Here is a 15891-nt window from a genome sequence, read left to right as displayed (position 1 = left end):
CGGCGCGGCTCGCGCGCGGATAGCTGCGTTCTTACGCGCCCGCGTCGCGTTCCCGCAGCACCGCGACCACGTCATCCGCCGAGTACGCCGTGCCGAGCGTCGCATCCGCGCTCCTCCGGCTGACGAGCTCCGCCAGTTCCGCGCCGTCCAGTCCGGTCAGATGCGCCGCCGAGGCGGCGGAGAGCACTCCACCCCTTTGCGCGCGGGCGCGCACGTTCTCCACGGTCACGCCGATCACCTCTGCCATGTGATGCAGGTCGAATCCCCCGGCCTGGAGCGCACCGAGGAGAACGCGCGTGTTGCGAAACGCCACGCGCCGCTGGCTCCCGGAGGCGTCGCGCTCAGCCGCCACTGCGCGGCGCAATGCGGCCTGGAGCGATGGCGTGAGATGCGTCGGATCGACGACGGTGGTCACAGCAGGGCCCTTCCTCCCGACGCATCCTCGCCGCGTGTCGCACGGGTCACGAGGTCGTCATAGAGAAAGACGCCGAAAGCACCGAGATGTGACGCGCTTCACGCGTTGCGTCTCGGGGTTTCATGCGGCACACGAACCCCTCGACAGCCCCACGAGACGAAACGCCGCCCACCCTCTTCGGTCGTCCCGCGAGCCGCCGGCGAGACGAAACGCCGCATCACCCCCAGAGCATCGCCTCCACGTCGTCGACGAGCGCCGGCGCACCGCCCGCCATCGCGATCCGCTCGCCGATCCGCTGGGATGCGGCGGCGTACCGCGGATCGGCCAGCACACGGTCGACGGCGCGGGCGATCTGCGACGGCGACGGGCGGCCGGTGCCGAGGCTGAGGCCGGCGCCGGAGAACTGCACGCGCGCCGACGTCTCCACCTTGTCCTCGCTGTCGCCGGCCACGACGATCGGCACGCCGTGGCGCATGGCCTGGTGCAGGCCCCCGTATCCGCCGTTCGTGACGAAGACGTTCGTGCGCGGCAGCAGGCGGTCGTAGGGCAGGTAGTCCGCGGCGAACGCGTTGCGCGGCAGCGGCGGCAGATCGGATGCGGCCCGGCCGCCGGCGGTGAGCACCACCTGCACGGGGCGGTCGGCGAGGGCCTGCAGTGATGGCCCGATGAGCTCGGAGAAGTCGGTGTTCGCGACGGTCCCCTGCGTCACGTGCACGACGGGCACGTCGGGGTCGAGTCGGTCGATGAGCTCCCCCGCGGATCCACTGGATGCGGCGGGCGGCGCCATCGGCCCGTAGAAGCGGAGGTGCTCGGGGGCGTCGCTGCGCGGGTACTCGAACTCGGCGACGGTGAACTGTGCGAGCAGGTCGCTGCGCGCGAGCACGTCCATGAAGAAGGCGCCGTCGAGCCCCGGGGCGTCGAGCCGGGCGAGCAGGTCGTCGAGCGCACGGTGGGCGCCCGACAGCACCCAGCGGGCCGAGCGGTTGAGCACCGCATCCCGCATCCGTCCGACGGCACGCCAGCGCGCCGGCACGATACCGAGGCCGTACGGCGGGCAGTCGCGGCTGGAGAAGCCGGCGGGTCCGACGCCGCACATGACGACGAGCGGGCGTTCGGATGCGGGGCGTGCGAGCAGCCCCTGCACGCCGAGGAACGTCATGTCGTGAAAGACGACGTCGACGGGCTCTTCCGCGAGGAGGGCGTCGAGCTTCTGTGCGGCGGGCAGGGCCGGGCGCACGAAGGCCTCCTCGACGCCCGCGTTGATCGTCGCGATGCCGCGGTTGCGCCCGGACGCGCCGACGGAGTCGAGCGTGTCAGCCTCGGCGGGGAGGGCGACGAAATCGACGCCCGCGGCCCGCACGCGGTCCGCGTAGCGCGAGCCGGTCAGCATCCGCACGCGCCATCCGCGCCGCAGCAGTTCCCGTCCGACGACGAGCATCGGGTCGACGTGACCCACGGCGGGCATCGCGCAGAGCAGCGCGGACCGATTCGTAATTGACATGTTCGTCACACTAATGGATATTGAGGCACACCAACAGATCCGGGGAGGACCGATCATGAGCACAGTAACCACGCGGGCGACCACGAAGCATCCCGCCTTCGCTGAGACGGATGCGAGGGCGTGGGCACGGTGGGGCGGCGGTCTGATCGCTGTGGGCGGCGCGCTCCTGGCTGCGGCGACCGTGGCTGAGGTCGGGCTCCGCACCGAACCGACCGGCCCGAGCCTGCCTCTGTTCACCGTGCTGTTCCTGGCGAGCGCGGCGATCCTCGCCGGGGCGATGCTGCCGCTCGCACTGGGCACGATGGCGGCGAACGGGATCACGGGGAGCCGGGTGCCGGGAACCTTCGCGCTGCTCGGCTTCGGGGCCGTGTTCTTCACGAACCAGCTCGTCTACTACGTGATGACCTACGGTGCGCCGGGCGGCGCGGACGCATCTCTCGGTTGGCTGCCGCTCACCCTGGCGATCGTGCAACTCGTGCTCCTGATCGTCGGCGCCGTGGGGGCCGTGCGCGCCGGCATCGCGACAGGTGCGGCGCGGTGGGCTCTGCTGGCGCTGGCCGCAGTCGTCGCAGTCGCGGGCGGGATCGCGTCGGCGACAGGCGACGTGGCGACCGTCACGATCGCGCTCCTGTCATCGTGCGTGGCGCAGATCGTCGTCGGCGTCGTGTTCCTCGCTGCACGTCCGTCCGCGAGCGGCGGTACGGTCTGAGGATGCCCCGCGCGTACCACTCCCCCCGCCGCGAGGCCGAGGCGGCGGCGACAAGGGCCGGCATCGTGGCGGCGGCGGCGCGGCTGTTCATCCGCGACGGGTACGCGGCGACGTCGATGAAGGCCATCGCCGCCGAGGCGGGCGTCTCGGCGCAGACGGTGCAGTTGCACGGTCCGAAGCACGCGCTGCTCATCGCCGCGTTCGAGACGTCGTTCGCCGGCGATGAGGGGACGCACTCGCTCACCGAGCGTCCGCTGATCGCCGACATCATGGCCGAGCCGGAGTTCGAGACCGCACTCGAGCGATATGTCGCGTTCCTCACCGAGGCGAACCGACGTTCGGCGGCGATCGTGCAGGCAATGATGGCGGCGGCGGATGCGGATGCGGCAGCCCGCGCGGCCTACCTCGAGCTCGAGCAGCGGCGCCAGCGCGACATGCGGTTGAGCGCGAGCTGGTTCGCGTCTCGCGGCCGCATCCCGGAGGCATCGGTCGACGTGGCGGCGGACGTGCTGGGGCATCTGACGGGTCCGGCGACCTATCTGCACTTCACGCACGCGCGTGGATGGGCCGACGAGCAGTACGCGTCATGGGTCGCCACCCAGCTCACCCACCTCGCCGAAGCCCTCCCTCCCGCCGGTCGCCCCACCGGTCGTTGAGCGAGCCGAAGGCGAGACGAAACGCCCCGCAGCACGCAGAAATACTCACGCCGCGCAGATTGCAACACGTCACCATTCCCCGTCGGATCAGGAGAGTATGTGCTTGTCCCCCATTCGGTGGACTGTGTCCAACGAACCGGTCACCGTAACATCGCACGCAGAGACGCGCCACATGAATCCAGATGAATCACCCGACACATCACCGTCACATTCACCTGATAACGTGCGGCCCGTCAGCAAGGCACGACTGATGAAGGGGGAGGATGTGTCGACCGATTTCGAGGTCGACGCGACGACGGAGTCGCGGATAGCGAAGAACGCGTCACCGTCTCTTCCCGACCATTTCCTGCTTCCCAAGACTCCCGCGACCTCGCCGCAGCCCGTGATCTCGGATGCGGCGCGCCAAGCTCTCACGACCGGCCCGATCCAGACATCCGATCGGATGCCGAAGAACTGGCGCCGCGGCTATCAGCGCCGCCTGTGGATCAGCGACCTGCTCGCGGTCGTGTGGGTGGTCTACGGCACTCAGATCGCGTGGTTCGGCCTCGGCAACGCCCAGGTCACCATCGCGCTCGACCACCGTTGGAGCGACCTCTCTTATTGGGTGTTCTCGGCGGTTCTCGTCATAGCGTGGATGGGCGCCCTGTCATGGAGCGACTCCCGCAGCCCTCGCGTGTTCGGAACCGGCTCAGCCGAGTACGTACGCGTCGCGGATTCGAGTCTGCGCTTGTTCGGCGGCGTCGCGATCATCGCGTTCCTCTTCCAGATCGACCTGGCGCGCGGGTTCTTGCTCATCAGCCTTCCGCTCGGCATCCTCGTGCTGCTCACGGTGCGCTGGCTGTGGCGGCAGTGGCTGATCGCGCAGCGGTCGGTCGGCGAATACGCGGCCCGCGTGTTGCTGGTCGGCTCCGTCGAGTCGGTGGCGAACATCGCTCGCGAGCTCGCCCGCACGCCGAGCGCCGGCTACAAGGTGGTCGGCGCGTGCACGCCCACGGGCAAGGTCGGCGCTCTCGTTCCGGGAACCGACATCCCGATGATGGGCAGCGTGAACGCGGTGGACCGCGCCATGGAGCGCGCCGGCGCCGACACGGTCGCGGTCACCAGCACCGACGAGCTGCCGCCCGCGAAAGTCAAAGAGATCTCCTGGGGGCTGCAAGCCGGCCGTCAGCACCTGGTGCTCGCGCCGAGCATCGTCGATATCGCAGGCCCGCGCCTGCACACCCGCCCCGTCGCCGGACTCCCCCTGATCCACGTCGAGACACCGCGCTTCAGCAAGGGCCAGCTCTTCCTGAAGCGCACGGTCGACATCCTCGCGAGCACGATCGGCGTGGTCCTGCTCAGTCCTGTTCTCGCTTTCCTCGCCATGAGCATCCGTCTGTCGTCGGAGGGCCCCGTGCTCTTCCGCCAGACGCGCATCGGACGCGGCGGTCGCGAGTTCACGATGCTCAAGTTCCGCTCGATGGTCACCAACGCCGAGGAGCTGCTCGAGAACCTGCAGCGCCAGCGGCGCGAAGAGGGCATCGATTCGGGCAACGAAGTGCTGTTCAAGATGAAGAACGACCCGCGCGTCACGCCCATCGGGCGCGTCATGCGCAAGTTCAGCCTCGACGAGCTGCCGCAGCTGTTCAACGTGATCGGCGGTTCGATGTCGCTCGTCGGCCCCCGCCCGCCGCTGCCGAACGAGGTCGAGCAGTACGCCACGCACGTGCACCGCCGCTTCCTCGTGAAGCCCGGCATCACCGGCCTTTGGCAGGTGAGCGGCCGCTCCAGCCTCTCGTGGGAAGAGACCGTGCGCCTCGACCTCTCCTACGTTGAGAACTGGTCGCTGCTCGGCGACTTCGTCATCCTCACCAAGACCGCCAAAGCCGCACTCGCCCCCGGCGAGACGGCGCACTGAACGCACGCGGTCGATTGGCCGGGACCCAAGACGAACGAGACGCGAGGATGTACGTGCAGGGAAAGTCAGTCGCCATCATTGGGACGCGGGGATACCCGAGCTACTACGGCGGGTTCGAGACGGCAGTGAGGCATCTTGCGCCCTATCTCGCAGAGGCTGGTTGGTCGGTGACGGTCTACGGACGCCCCGGAACCACGAGGCCCGAAGACCCGGGGCGAGACCCTCGTGTCCGCTCACGCATCACACGCGGTGTCGAGTCGAAGTCTCTGAGCACGCTCAGCTATGGATTCACCGCGTCTATGGACGCCGTTATGCGCAGGCGCCCGTCGGTAGCGCTCGTCATGAACGTGGCGAACGGGTTCTACCTTCCACTGCTGCGCGCTCGCGGGATCCCGACTCTGGTCAACGTCGACGGCATCGAATGGGACCGTCAGAAGTGGGGGCGGGCCGCTAAGACCATGTTCCGCGCCGGCGCGAAGATGACAGCTCGGTTTGGAGACGAGCTTGTCTTTGACGCGCACGCCATCGGGGATCGCTGGCGGTCGGAGTTCCACCGGGACGGAGTGTTCATCCCGTACGGGGGCACGCCCTCCGACCTGCCGCCTCCCCCGCTCGACGTGACTCCCGGTGAGTACGCACTCGTCGTCGCACGGTTCGTTCCGGAGAACACGATCCCTGAGTTTCTCGAAGCGGCGCGGACGATAGCGAGAGAGCGGCCCGTGGTGATTGTGGGTTCGAGCGGCTACGGCGGCGAACTGGACGATGCGGCGAAGCAGCTCGACGAGGAGATGCCGAACGTGCACTGGCTCGGGCACGTGAGCGACGACAACCTGCTGTTCTCGCTGCTTCAGCACGCCGGCGTCTACTTCCATGGGCACAGCGTGGGAGGAACAAATCCCGCCCTCGTGCAGGCGATGGCGTGCGGCGCGCCCGTCATCGCCCGAGACACCGTGTACAACCGGGAGGTCCTCGGCGCCAAGGGCACCTTCGTCGATCCCGTGCCGAAGAAGATCGCGGAAGCCGTCCTCAGGATGATCGGGGACCCCGAGGCACAGCGTGCTGCCCGCGAGAACTCGAAGCAGCGCAGCGCAGCGCACTACACATGGGAGCTCGTGTGCGAGCGCTACGAACACGCGCTGGCGGAACTCGCGGGACGTCCATGAGCCGCCGGATCCTCTTCGACGGCTACTGGTTGGCCGACGGCCCCCCCTCGGGCAAGAACGTCGTCTTAGGCATGATCAGTGGATGGGCAAGCGCCTTCCCGGGTGATGTTCTCGACGTCGCGTTTCCCTCGCACCTTCCTCGTTTCAGTCCGCCCATCGGGTCTCACCTGAAACCCGTACGCAGCCATCTCAGCAATCAGGGACTGTGGGCGGCAATCCGAATCGGGCGAGAGGCCGCCGGATACGACGCCGTCATTACCCAGAATTTCACTCCACTCGTGGGTTCCGGCGACGCTCGACGAGCGACGTTCCTGCATGATGCGATGTACAAGGAGCATCCGGAGTGGTTCACGCGGGCGGAGCAGGCGTATCTATCTCTCGCCAGTTTCGGGCTCCGGCAAGCTGACGCCGTGCTTACCTCGTCCGATGCCGAACGATCCCGCATCGCCCGTCTCTTCCCCAACGCTGAGCCAAGGACGCACGCGATCGGGCTCGCAGTCCCCGTTGCGCTCGCGACTGCAGGAGTCGCCGATGCGCCCGCCTCGTCGTACGAGAAACCGTTCATCCTCTCGGTGGGACGACTCAACGTACGTAAGAATCTCTCACGACTTATCGAAGCCTTTGAACTCTCCGGTCTGGCGCAGACGCACGATCTGCGGATCGTCGGAGCTCCGGATGGCAGATTCACCGCGATCAACACAAGTGGGGCCGTCCGTTTCACGGGGGGTATCAGCGATGCTGAACTCGCCAGCCTGTACCGGGCGTGCGACTTCTTCGTGTTCCCATCACTGGACGAGGGGTTCGGTCTCCCTCTCATAGAGGCCGCGCATTTCGGCGCGCCGAGCGCCGCGAGTGACATCGCCGCTTTCCGCGAGCTCGGTGTCGCGGAGGCCCTCTTTGATCCCAAAGACACGGCAGGTATCGCCGCGGCGCTCCGAGTCATGGCCGATGAGAACGGCCGCAGCGTCCGGCACACGGTCGTGTCACCCAGCGCAGTGTCGTGGGAGTCCAACGCGCGTCGTGCCCGCGCAGCGATCTTCAACTGAGGAGTGGATGGTGTCCTTCGTTCGAAAACTCATCGACAAAAAGTACTCGAAAGAGCGCGGGCTCGAGGCGGGACTGGATCCCGCCGCAATGACCAAGGACGTGCTCGGCCTCGTCGTTGAGAAGGCGCTCCAGCGAGCACGCGGGCTCACGCGTGGATTCCGCGGGGTGTACGTGGCAGGCGGCGTGAAGTTCCGAGGGCGAGACCGGGTGTCGCTCGGCAGCGGCACTGTGCTCGGCCGTCGATGCGTCATCGATGCGCGATCACTCGAAGGCATCCGCCTCGGCGACTCCGTCACCGTCGATGAGAACGCCGTTCTGCGCGCGTCCGGCGTTCTCCGTAACCTGGGCGTCGGGATCACCGTCGGCGCCCGGACATCCATCGGATTGAACAACTTCATTCACGGTGGTGGCGGCGTAACGATCGGCCAGAACTGCCTCCTCGGGCCGTCAGTTTCGATCTTCTCGGAGAATCACATCTTCGAGGACCCCACCGTGCCTGTGCGCGATCAGGGTGAGCTACGTGCAGCTGTCCTCATCGAGGACGACGTATGGATCGGGTCGGGAGTGACCGTCCTCGCCGGCGTAACTGTCGGAAAAGGCGCGGTCGTCGCCGCAGGCGCGGTGGTCACGGGAGACGTCGAACCGTATTCGATCGTCGGAGGCGTCCCGGCACGACCCATTGGTTCGCGAGGGGTGGTCGAGTGACCAAGGAGAGACGCGCCGTCTTCTTCACCGGATCATCTGTCGTGTGGGGTGCGGAACTGAGTCTCCTCACGCTTGCCGCTAACTCCGATGTTCGGGTGCATCTCGTCACCTCCAATCCTCCTCTGGCGAACGCGTGGAGAGCTTCCGTTGGTCCCAGTGTCGAGGTAGTGAAGGCCCGCTCCGGCCGCCTGTCGAGGATGCTCGGCTTCGTTGGGAGCGCCGCCCGCGCGGCGTGGAACCGCGAGACCGTCATCGTTTTCGATTTCTACCTCCTTCCGCTTTTCGCTCTGCTGCGGCCGATCTTCACACTTCGCGGCGGACGGATCGTGGTGGATGTCCATGACGCCGTCCGCACGAATCCCCGCCGACGCCCCTACTTCTTCCTCATGCGGGTGTGCGACCTCGCCATCTGCATCAGCGAGTACATTGCGGATCAGGTCGATGCCGTCGAGAAGGCTGTCATCTACCGCCCCGTGGAATCGGCGCAAGCCGGCGTCGAGCCTCCCGGAACGGGCATTGTCGGTATCGTCGGGCAGATCTCACCCGACAAAGGCACTGAGTTTGCTGTGCGGGCCGCCGCGGCGGCCGGGGTGTCCCATGTTGTTCTTCGTGGTTTAGCCACCGAGGCGAATCAGCCTTACTTGGAAGAGGTTCTTCGCACCGCCGAACATGAACTCGGAGCGAAGTTCACATTTGAAGGCCGCGTGCCACGAGAGCAGACAATGTCGGCGATCGACGTGTTGGCACTCACCAATGCTGACGAGCCGTTCGGTCGAGTCGCGGCTGAGGCTCAGCTAGCTGGGGTCGTCGTTGTGGGCCCGAATGAGGGGGGGATCGCGGAGATCGTCCAGGACGGGATCACTGGGTACGCTTACCCAAGCGGAGATCTCGCCGCCTTCGCGCAAGCACTCACACGAGCCGCAAACGCACCGCAGTCCGTGCGTGATCGAGCTCGGGCGTTCGCGAACCATGCATTCGATCCCGTCTTACAGTCACGTAGCTACATGAGGAGCGCCCTTGGGATCTAGCGGGGTGGCACCCAGCCGATGGCAACGCGCTCTGTTCGTGGCCTCTTTGGCGCTCATGGCAGTTCCAACCCTGCGCGTAGGGACGGGTGGCGTCGGTCTCCTCCCTGAGCATCTCGGGGTGCCTATCCTGGTTTTCCTCGTGCTCGCTCGGACGCGAACGCCGAGGGTCGCGACCCGCCCATCGATGGGTGTCGTCCTAGGCCTGCTTCTCGTGCTTTTATGGTGGGCCTTCACCCTCGCCGCAAGTCTGTTCGTAGCGCCTGACCCGCCCCAGAGCCTGCGACTCATGACCTGGGTCGCTGCGAACATCATCCTGTGTGTACTCGTCTACTCGCTGCGAGACATGATTCAGTCATCGCTGGCGCCGTTGGTCTGGGTCCTCATCATTCTGATGGTGATCAACCTGGTGGGTTGGGCCGTCGCACAGAGCTCCGGGCAACTGAATAACTTCGTCGAGGCCGACTACGCGACTTCGGTCTTCCGCGCGAAGGGACTCTTCCTGGAGCCCAACCTGTATGCCGCGTTCGCCACGCTCGCCATGGCAGCGGTGTACGTCTGGTCGCGTGCCATCCCCCAAGGGCTGTACTGGCTGTTCGCCACGCTGGCGGGAGTGAGCGTTTTCTTGACGTTCACGCGGGTCGCGTGGGTGGCGTTCGCTCTCCTGCTCGGCGCAAGCCTCGTCAAGTTCTTGCACCGACGACCTGTCGCGCAGACCTTCGGCATCCTCTTTGTAATTGCAGTACTCATTCTGGCTGTTCTCAACACGGATGCTGGGCCGACCTCGAGATCAGGCGACCCACTGTTCGATGCGACGCTCGGTCGCATCACCGGACTGCTGAACACCGAGCAGGGAACCGGCTACACGAGGGTTCTCACTATCGATAGCGCGCTTTCCGACCTCACGACGATGAACTCCTGGTGGACAGGATTCGGATTCAACGGCTACAGCCAAGTCCATGACGCCGGCGTCACAAGCTACGCTCGGGCGTACCTCCCGACGCTCTGGATCGCCATCTTCTACGACGGTGGAATCCTGGCCGGCGCTTGCTTCATCCTCGCCATGTTGATCTGGTGGTTCTCGAGCCGTCGCGCGGGTAGCACGCTCTTCTTCCTGTCTTTTGCGGTGCTCGCAGGCGCCACGAACAATATCTGGTTCGCCTTCCCCTGGGTATTCGGCGCGATCATCATCGCGGCGTCTGGGAATCCCCACGTTCGCTCCACGTCGATCACCGCCGTTACATCGGCGAATCAACTACGTGGCGAGCTAACGCCGACGAAGCCGAGCTAGAACATCCCCCGTCACGCGACGAAGCAGCGATCGGTTCTCCTCCCCCGCGAGCAACCAGAGCAGGCCGCCGTACGCGACCGTCGCCACGAGCGCGCATGGCAATGCAAACAACCAAAGATGACCGTGTGACGCCCACGCGGTGTACTGCAGTGCGATGATGCCGCCGAGGACCGGAAGCATCGCCGCGATACATCTGATCAGTTGTAGTAGGTACTTCCACACGTCGACCCGGGTCAACGCGCGTAGGACCCACAACCGAAGGGGCCAGACGATGAAGCGAGCAAGTCGCGAGAATGCGACTCCCATGACTCCCCACGGCACGAACGCGAAGACCAACGCGGTTCCCACAACGTTCTGGACCAGAGCGAGCGACAGAGCTGCCCGCGCGTTGCCGGTGGCGAGAAGCACGTTTCGGTCGAAGTACATGATCGCGCCCAGCGCCCAGCCGCCCGCCAGAATCCAGACGATAGGCACGGAAGGTGTCCACTGCGATCCGAATATCCCGGTGATGATCTGTGGTGCCAGCGCGGCAACCAAGCCGAAGACGAAGACACTCACCGCGGCCGCGGCAAATGTCATCTGACGGAAGATCCGATCCAGCCTGACCTTGTCATCCTGCACGCGAGAGAAGGTGGCCAGCGATACTCGCGCCATCACCGATGTCACGAGCTCGATGAGAATCGTTCCGACCCGTTGTGCCAAGAAGTAATAGCCCAGCTCGGTAGAAGAGAAGAAGGCGCCGATGACGATCTTGTCAATGTTGGCCTGTACGGCATCCATAAGGTCGATACCGAGAATTGCCACACCCGTCGACCACATCGAACGCAGCGCTGCGAAAGAGAACTCGAACTTCGGGCGCCAGCTCGTCGACGCCCACAGAGCGACGACTGCCGTGGCGGAGGTCACAAGCGTCTGCAGCACGAGCGCCCAGATGCCGCCACCCAGGAGAGCCACCGGAATCGACACGATGGCCCCCGCCAACGATCCGATCAACTGCCTGATCGAAAGCGGCTTGAAGTCCAGGTTGCGTTCGAGCAGAGCCGCCGGTATCTGAGACAACGCCGCCAGCGGAAGCGCGATGCTCAACACCTGCAGCACCGGCGCTAGGGCAGGTTCTCCGAACCATCCCGCGATGAGGGGCGCCGTCAGGACGAGAGCGGTGGCGAGAACCAACGAGAAGATGAGGGACGTCCAGAACGCGGTGGAGGCGTCCTTCTCGCCGAGCTCCTTCCGTTGGATCAGCGTTCGGCCGAAGCCGGAATCGACGAAGACCTGGGAGATCGCGAGGACGGATGTCGCAAGCGAAACGATGCCGAACTGCGAGGGGTCGAGAAGGCGCGTCAGAATCGCCAGCACGCCGAGAGATAGAAATCGGGCTCCCCAGCGTTCAGCCACCACCCAGCCGATCGACCGTGTCGCCCGGCGTCGCAATCCGTCGTCGCTCATCCCCTCAGGCCGTCCGTCCACGATCGCCTGCAGCATCCGGCATCATCGGCTCGCCAACCTCCTCAATCTCGAGGCCAAAGTCTCGGCAATCGCGCGCGCTCCGATCGCGTTCCACAGTCGTCTCATGGCAGACAGACGCACAGGCAAGCCGTACTCCGTAACAAGGGCTCGGCCCGCGTTGAACGCGATCCCGGACAGCGCCTTTCCAGAGTGGTTCTCGCCAGTATCGACGTTGTACACCGCGCCTCGGAATGGAAGGTCAACCGGGGCAAAGGAGTGCTCGGCGAACCACTCTCTGGCGTGTCGGTGCGCGCCCAGCACGCTGTACAGCCGCTCACCGAAACCGTCGGCGATCTCACGCTGGGTGCTTCCCTCGGGCAAGTTGGGGACCTGGTATGCGTCAAAGCTCATGATGAACGATGTCCCACACGTGCGATTGAAGCCGTTGATCGGCTTGGCGACCTCTCGCGTGTACGAGTACATCCATCCGCTCGAGACTACCCACCCTGGAGACGGTGGCGCAGACGCAACAAAGGCAGCGAGTCGGTTGCTCACGTAGTCGTCCGCGTCGAAGATCATCACGTAGTCGGGGCTGTACTCCCGAGCGGCAATGAGTCCCGCACCGATCTTCGTTCCCTTGTCCCACACAAAGGCGTCGCGGTCTGTCCGCGGCCCCGTGGGCGGGGCCGGAGCTGGGAAGTCGACCTCTACGAAGTGGGTCCTACGAGGTAGCTCGAAAGCGGGCCGCCTGTTGCCCACGACGATGACGACGAAGTCGTCACCGTGCTGAGCCGCGACCGAAGCGAGCGTCTGCTCTAAAAGCAACTCGACCCGCCCATAATCAGCTGAGTTCTGCGGATGCCTCAGCGAGGTAACAAATGCAAGCATCACAACTCCAAGAGACGTTCGGCTTCGAACCGAGCGGACGCGAGATCAGTGGCGTAGTGAGCAGTGGAGAACTCACCGCTGTACTCCTCGTATATCGCACTGATCTTCCGGTAGTTGTTATCCATCACGACATGAGGGATGCCCAGAAGCACCGCGAGGACGTGCGCATGGAGGCGGTCTACCACGATGACTCGCGCCCGCGCGTACATGTCCACTGCGCCAGCGATGTTGACGCGATTGATCTCCTTGATCGCGAAGGCACCGAACTTGTCCGGCAACCCGACAGGGAGCCACCGCCAACGTTTCCGGACCTTGACGTAGAAGCGGTAGACGAGCGACATACTGCGAGCCAGCCGCCATGGGAGGACGAACTTCCCGCGCGGCCACCAATCGGTGACGCGAGACTTCACCCCAGTGAGCCAGTCATCCCCGACCGAAGCGAGGTTGGACGATGCTTCCATATCGGCGCGAGCGATGACGAGCACGTTGGCGGCGTTCTTCTCAACCGACACCTGCGGCGCGTCCCAGCCGAGCGCCATGTCGGGGCAGAAACGCACCGCGACGTCAGGAAGATGCTGAGCGGCTCGTTGAAGCGAGACCTGGTCGCGAATCAGGGCAGTGAAGTCAAGGTGTGCGCCGATGATCTCGTTAGCGACGCGGGCGCGTTCCTCGTCGCGGAACTGAATCGACTGCGGGAGTTGGATGATGCGGTAGTCGGGAAGATCAGTCACCACCATTTCGCGCAGAATCTGGTGACCGGGCCAGAGATCACCGAAGTTACCGCCACCATGCAGCAGGATCACCCCCCTGGGCATGGCGCGCCGCAGCGCCGCGGGATCATACGTCCAGAGATCTGCGACGTATCGGACGTCCAGCCCCAAATGCTCGACGTACTCCATCTCGCCCGCCCAGATGAGCGAGTCCCCGACGTTGCGCTGGTTGGGTGCGTCGACGATTGCGACAATCCGTTCACCACCCAAGACTTCCGTGAGCGTCGAGACCGTCAGGTCGCGAACAGATCGGAGATGGCTCTTGTCTTCGCTTGTCAGCACTGTTCCCCCGCTGATTGGTTACGTTGATACGAATAGTGCGATCGACATTCACCCGACGGGCCGGCCTGCGTCACAGGCAACCCCGTCACGCTGCCCACAGTTCTCGAGGAAACGCCGCCTTCAGCGCATCGGGATTCCACTCGAGCGGCGCTCCGGGTCTGCGCACCGCTTCCTCGATCGAATCGCTGACCCGCGGCAGTCGTCGGCCCGTCCCCTCGTAGTAGTCCTCGTACTTGAATAGGTTCTCTTTCGAGGGACGCAGCAGCGACGCGGGGACACCGAGTGCATCAGCCATGACGAGCCCGTGGAGCGAGGATGCGACGACGTGTGTTGATTCGGCCACTGCTCTCACGACCACTTCAAACGGCGAGCGAGGGCTGATGACCGCTGGATTCCGACGCCAGGTCGGCCAGTCGTGAAGATTCGGAATGACAAGCAGTTGTCTCGTCGGGTTCTCCGACCGTCGGACTCCCAGCAGATCCGGCAGAAGAAGGCCCGGGTCCCCGAAGACATCAGGCACGATCATTCCCTTCGAGCGGAGGACTCCGGCCGTGAGCGGGCCACGAACGGCCCTGATGTCGAGACTCGACGCGTCGATCTCCGAGGTCGGGACCTTTCCGTTCACACCGCTTCCCCAGACGATATCGGCGTCGCGTGCGAAGTGAAGGATGGATCCGACTGCGAGGAGTCGAACCTCCGCCTTCGCGGTCCGCCCCGAGGGCGCGAGCGCCCTGACGATCGCGGGGCCCATCATGTCACCGAAGTTGTTGGTACCTTGCCCTTTTGGTAGCCACTGGCCGACCCTTCCCCGCACAAGGGGGCGCCGAGGGTTCCAATGGAAGACTTCAACGCCGCCGACATCCACCAAAGCGCTGTCCCCCTCTTCCCCGCGGCCGAGGATCGTCCGCGGCCCCTGATACTAGCGAAGGACAGTTACCTGCTCGTTTCCGTCGGTCACGCGGCCGTCACACTTGTCGGCTACGCTTCGAGCCGTCGAAGTTGAAACGATTGTCGTTAGGGGGCTGCGTGGTTCAGGTCGAAGTACTGCACACCGTGAAGCCGCCCAACGATCGAACCAACCCGTTTGTCGAGCTACACGTAACCAACCTCCCCGAGAGTGTTCACTCGCACTGGTTCTCCTGGAAGCACGCCCTCTTCGGTCGCTATGACGTGATCCACTTTCAATGGCCCGAGAATCTCCTACGAGCCAGCAATGCGGGCAAGCGACTCGCAAAGCGGGCCGCGTTCGGGGCGATGCTTCTCAGGCTGCGTGCACGCCGAACACCCATTGTCGTGACTATCCATAACCTCGCGCCGCATGAAGGTCCGTCCCGCTTCGAGCGCTGGGCACTTCGCGACTTGCACCGCAGGGCGTCCTCACTCGTCGCGCTCAACGACACGGAGCGGCTATCGGGCTTTGGCGCCGCCCCTGTCATGGTCATCGCTCACGGCGACTACCGCCAGCGCTACCGCAAACGTGACGTGCGCGTCGCGGTGCCCGGCAGGGTCGTGTTCTTCGGTTCCATCCGTGCGTACAAGAACGTGCCGGCACTGATCGATGCAGCAGCGGCCGTCGACGGCGCATCCGTGGTCATTGCAGGGAAGCCATGGAACGCCGAGGTCGGCGCGGAGATAGAACGGTCCGCTGCGGGGCACGACCTCGTGCGACTCGAGCTACGGGAGTTGGGCGACGACGAGCTCGTCGACGAGATCAGCCGCGCTGAGCTCGTCGCACTTCCGTACACGACGCTGTACAACTCGGGAGCGATCTTTCTCGCGCTGACGCTCGGCGTGCCCGTCCTCGCACCTTCGACCGCGTCGACTAGGCAAATTCAGCAAGAAGTCGGCGAGGCGTGGGTCCTGCTCTACGAAGATCGCCTGAGCTCCGCCGACGTGGAGAGCGCGCTGAGCGTCGCGCGCCGACTACGTGAACAAGGCGCGCCCGGGCCGAATCTGTCACAGCGCAATTGGGTGGACCTTGGACGGAAGTATGGGTCGCTCTACGAGTCTCTCGCGAGGAGAAGAGCCCGCGCGAAGACGGACGGGCGCCCGTGATCGTGACGCCATACTGGACATGTCGGCCCTTCGCCGAACGA

At 65.2% G+C, this 15891-nt stretch carries 15 protein-coding genes; 9 read left to right on the top strand and 6 right to left on the bottom strand.

Annotation, left to right across the window (positions count from 1 at the left end; translation table 11 throughout):
- Positions 1–31: 31 nt before the first annotated feature.
- Both SK224_RS13590 and SK224_RS13585 read right to left on the bottom strand, forming a co-directional pair.
- Positions 32–415, bottom strand: coding sequence for a hypothetical protein (locus SK224_RS13590; protein WP_320435203.1), 384 nt, complete (start codon positions 413–415; stop codon positions 32–34).
- 217 nt (positions 416–632) lie between these two features.
- Entirely contained in the window at positions 633–1916 is a 1284-nt protein-coding gene (locus tag SK224_RS13585; RefSeq protein WP_320435202.1) for a glycosyltransferase, read from the bottom strand.
- A 55-nt stretch (positions 1917–1971) separates the two neighbouring features.
- On the opposite strand from SK224_RS13585, the gene SK224_RS13580 reads away from it, so the two are divergent.
- The 8 genes from SK224_RS13580 to SK224_RS13545 all read left to right on the top strand — a co-directional run bounded on the left by SK224_RS13580 (position 1972) and on the right by SK224_RS13545 (position 10409).
- Entirely contained in the window at positions 1972–2625 is a 654-nt protein-coding gene (locus SK224_RS13580; RefSeq protein WP_320435201.1) for a hypothetical protein, read from the top strand.
- Between the two features lie 2 nt (positions 2626–2627).
- On the top strand, positions 2628–3281 hold the full coding sequence (locus SK224_RS13575; protein ID WP_320435200.1) for a helix-turn-helix domain-containing protein: 654 nt from the start codon (positions 2628–2630) through the stop codon (positions 3279–3281).
- A gap of 442 nt (positions 3282–3723) precedes the next feature.
- Entirely contained in the window at positions 3724–5178 is a 1455-nt protein-coding gene (locus SK224_RS13570; protein WP_413816803.1) for a sugar transferase, read from the top strand.
- Positions 5179–5225: 47 nt separating this feature from the next.
- Positions 5226–6341, top strand: a complete 1116-nt coding sequence (locus tag SK224_RS13565) for a glycosyltransferase (protein ID WP_320435198.1) — start codon at positions 5226–5228, stop codon at positions 6339–6341.
- Complete coding sequence (locus SK224_RS13560) at positions 6338–7387, top strand: glycosyltransferase family 1 protein (protein WP_320435197.1); 1050 nt, start codon at positions 6338–6340, stop codon at positions 7385–7387. Before SK224_RS13565 ends, SK224_RS13560 begins: the two co-directional genes overlap by 4 nt.
- Positions 7388–7397: 10 nt before the next feature.
- Positions 7398–8093 carry an acyltransferase gene (locus SK224_RS13555; RefSeq protein ID WP_320435196.1) on the top strand — a complete coding sequence of 232 codons (696 nt, stop codon included), beginning with the start codon at positions 7398–7400 and terminating at the stop codon, positions 8091–8093.
- Positions 8090–9121, top strand: a complete 1032-nt coding sequence (locus SK224_RS13550) for a glycosyltransferase family 4 protein (protein ID WP_320435195.1) — start codon at positions 8090–8092, stop codon at positions 9119–9121. Before SK224_RS13555 ends, SK224_RS13550 begins: the two co-directional genes overlap by 4 nt.
- A 286-nt stretch (positions 9122–9407) precedes the next feature.
- Positions 9408–10409 (top strand): hypothetical protein, encoded by a 1002-nt coding sequence (locus tag SK224_RS13545; protein WP_320435194.1) that lies wholly within the window; start codon positions 9408–9410, stop codon positions 10407–10409.
- Here SK224_RS13545 and SK224_RS13540 read toward each other — a convergent pair.
- From SK224_RS13540 to SK224_RS13525, 4 genes are all read right to left on the bottom strand, one after another.
- Complete coding sequence (locus SK224_RS13540; protein ID WP_320435193.1) at positions 10386–11891, bottom strand: lipopolysaccharide biosynthesis protein; 1506 nt, start codon at positions 11889–11891, stop codon at positions 10386–10388. The two genes, SK224_RS13545 and SK224_RS13540, sit on opposite strands and share 24 nt — an antisense overlap.
- A gap of 6 nt (positions 11892–11897) precedes the next feature.
- Positions 11898–12743: a glycosyltransferase family A protein gene (locus SK224_RS13535; RefSeq protein ID WP_320435192.1), complete on the bottom strand. Its 846-nt coding sequence runs from the start codon at positions 12741–12743 to the stop codon at positions 11898–11900.
- Positions 12743–13795 carry a polysaccharide pyruvyl transferase family protein gene (locus SK224_RS13530; RefSeq protein WP_320435191.1) on the bottom strand — a complete coding sequence of 351 codons (1053 nt, stop codon included), beginning with the start codon at positions 13793–13795 and terminating at the stop codon, positions 12743–12745. The genes SK224_RS13535 and SK224_RS13530 overlap by 1 nt, the downstream gene beginning before the upstream one ends.
- A gap of 85 nt (positions 13796–13880) precedes the next feature.
- Positions 13881–14546 (bottom strand): polysaccharide pyruvyl transferase family protein, encoded by a 666-nt coding sequence (locus SK224_RS13525; RefSeq protein ID WP_320435190.1) that lies wholly within the window; start codon positions 14544–14546, stop codon positions 13881–13883.
- A 275-nt stretch (positions 14547–14821) separates the two neighbouring features.
- Here SK224_RS13525 and SK224_RS13520 point away from each other — a divergent pair, with 275 nt between their 5' ends.
- Complete coding sequence (locus SK224_RS13520) at positions 14822–15850, top strand: hypothetical protein (protein WP_320435189.1); 1029 nt, start codon at positions 14822–14824, stop codon at positions 15848–15850.
- The last annotated feature ends 41 nt before the right edge of the window (positions 15851–15891 follow it).

It is taken from the genome of Microbacterium sp. BG28, assembly GCF_034044005.1.
Taxonomy (GTDB): Bacteria; Actinomycetota; Actinomycetes; order Actinomycetales; family Microbacteriaceae; genus Microbacterium.
The sequence above is the reverse complement of the archived record's forward strand: the minus strand, read 5'-3'. Positions and strand labels throughout refer to the sequence as shown.

Bases quoted from the DNA above. Each gene is read 5' to 3' on its own strand.
- SK224_RS13585 (WP_320435202.1), bottom strand. From the start codon at position 1,916: ATGTCAATTACGAATCGGTCCGCGCTGCTCTGCGCGATGCCCGCCGTG.
- SK224_RS13580 (WP_320435201.1), top strand. From the start codon at position 1,972: ATGAGCACAGTAACCACGCGGGCGACCACGAAGCATCCCGCCTTCGCT.
- SK224_RS13575 (WP_320435200.1), top strand. From the start codon at position 2,628: ATGCCCCGCGCGTACCACTCCCCCCGCCGCGAGGCCGAGGCGGCGGCG.
- SK224_RS13570 (WP_413816803.1), top strand. From the start codon at position 3,724: ATGCCGAAGAACTGGCGCCGCGGCTATCAGCGCCGCCTGTGGATCAGC.
- SK224_RS13565 (WP_320435198.1), top strand. From the start codon at position 5,226: ATGTACGTGCAGGGAAAGTCAGTCGCCATCATTGGGACGCGGGGATAC.
- SK224_RS13560 (WP_320435197.1), top strand. From the start codon at position 6,338: ATGAGCCGCCGGATCCTCTTCGACGGCTACTGGTTGGCCGACGGCCCC.
- SK224_RS13545 (WP_320435194.1), top strand. From the start codon at position 9,408: ATGACCTGGGTCGCTGCGAACATCATCCTGTGTGTACTCGTCTACTCG.
- SK224_RS13540 (WP_320435193.1), bottom strand. From the start codon at position 11,891: ATGCTGCAGGCGATCGTGGACGGACGGCCTGAGGGGATGAGCGACGAC.
- SK224_RS13535 (WP_320435192.1), bottom strand. From the start codon at position 12,743: ATGCTTGCATTTGTTACCTCGCTGAGGCATCCGCAGAACTCAGCTGAT.
- SK224_RS13525 (WP_320435190.1), bottom strand. From the start codon at position 14,546: ATGGGCCCCGCGATCGTCAGGGCGCTCGCGCCCTCGGGGCGGACCGCG.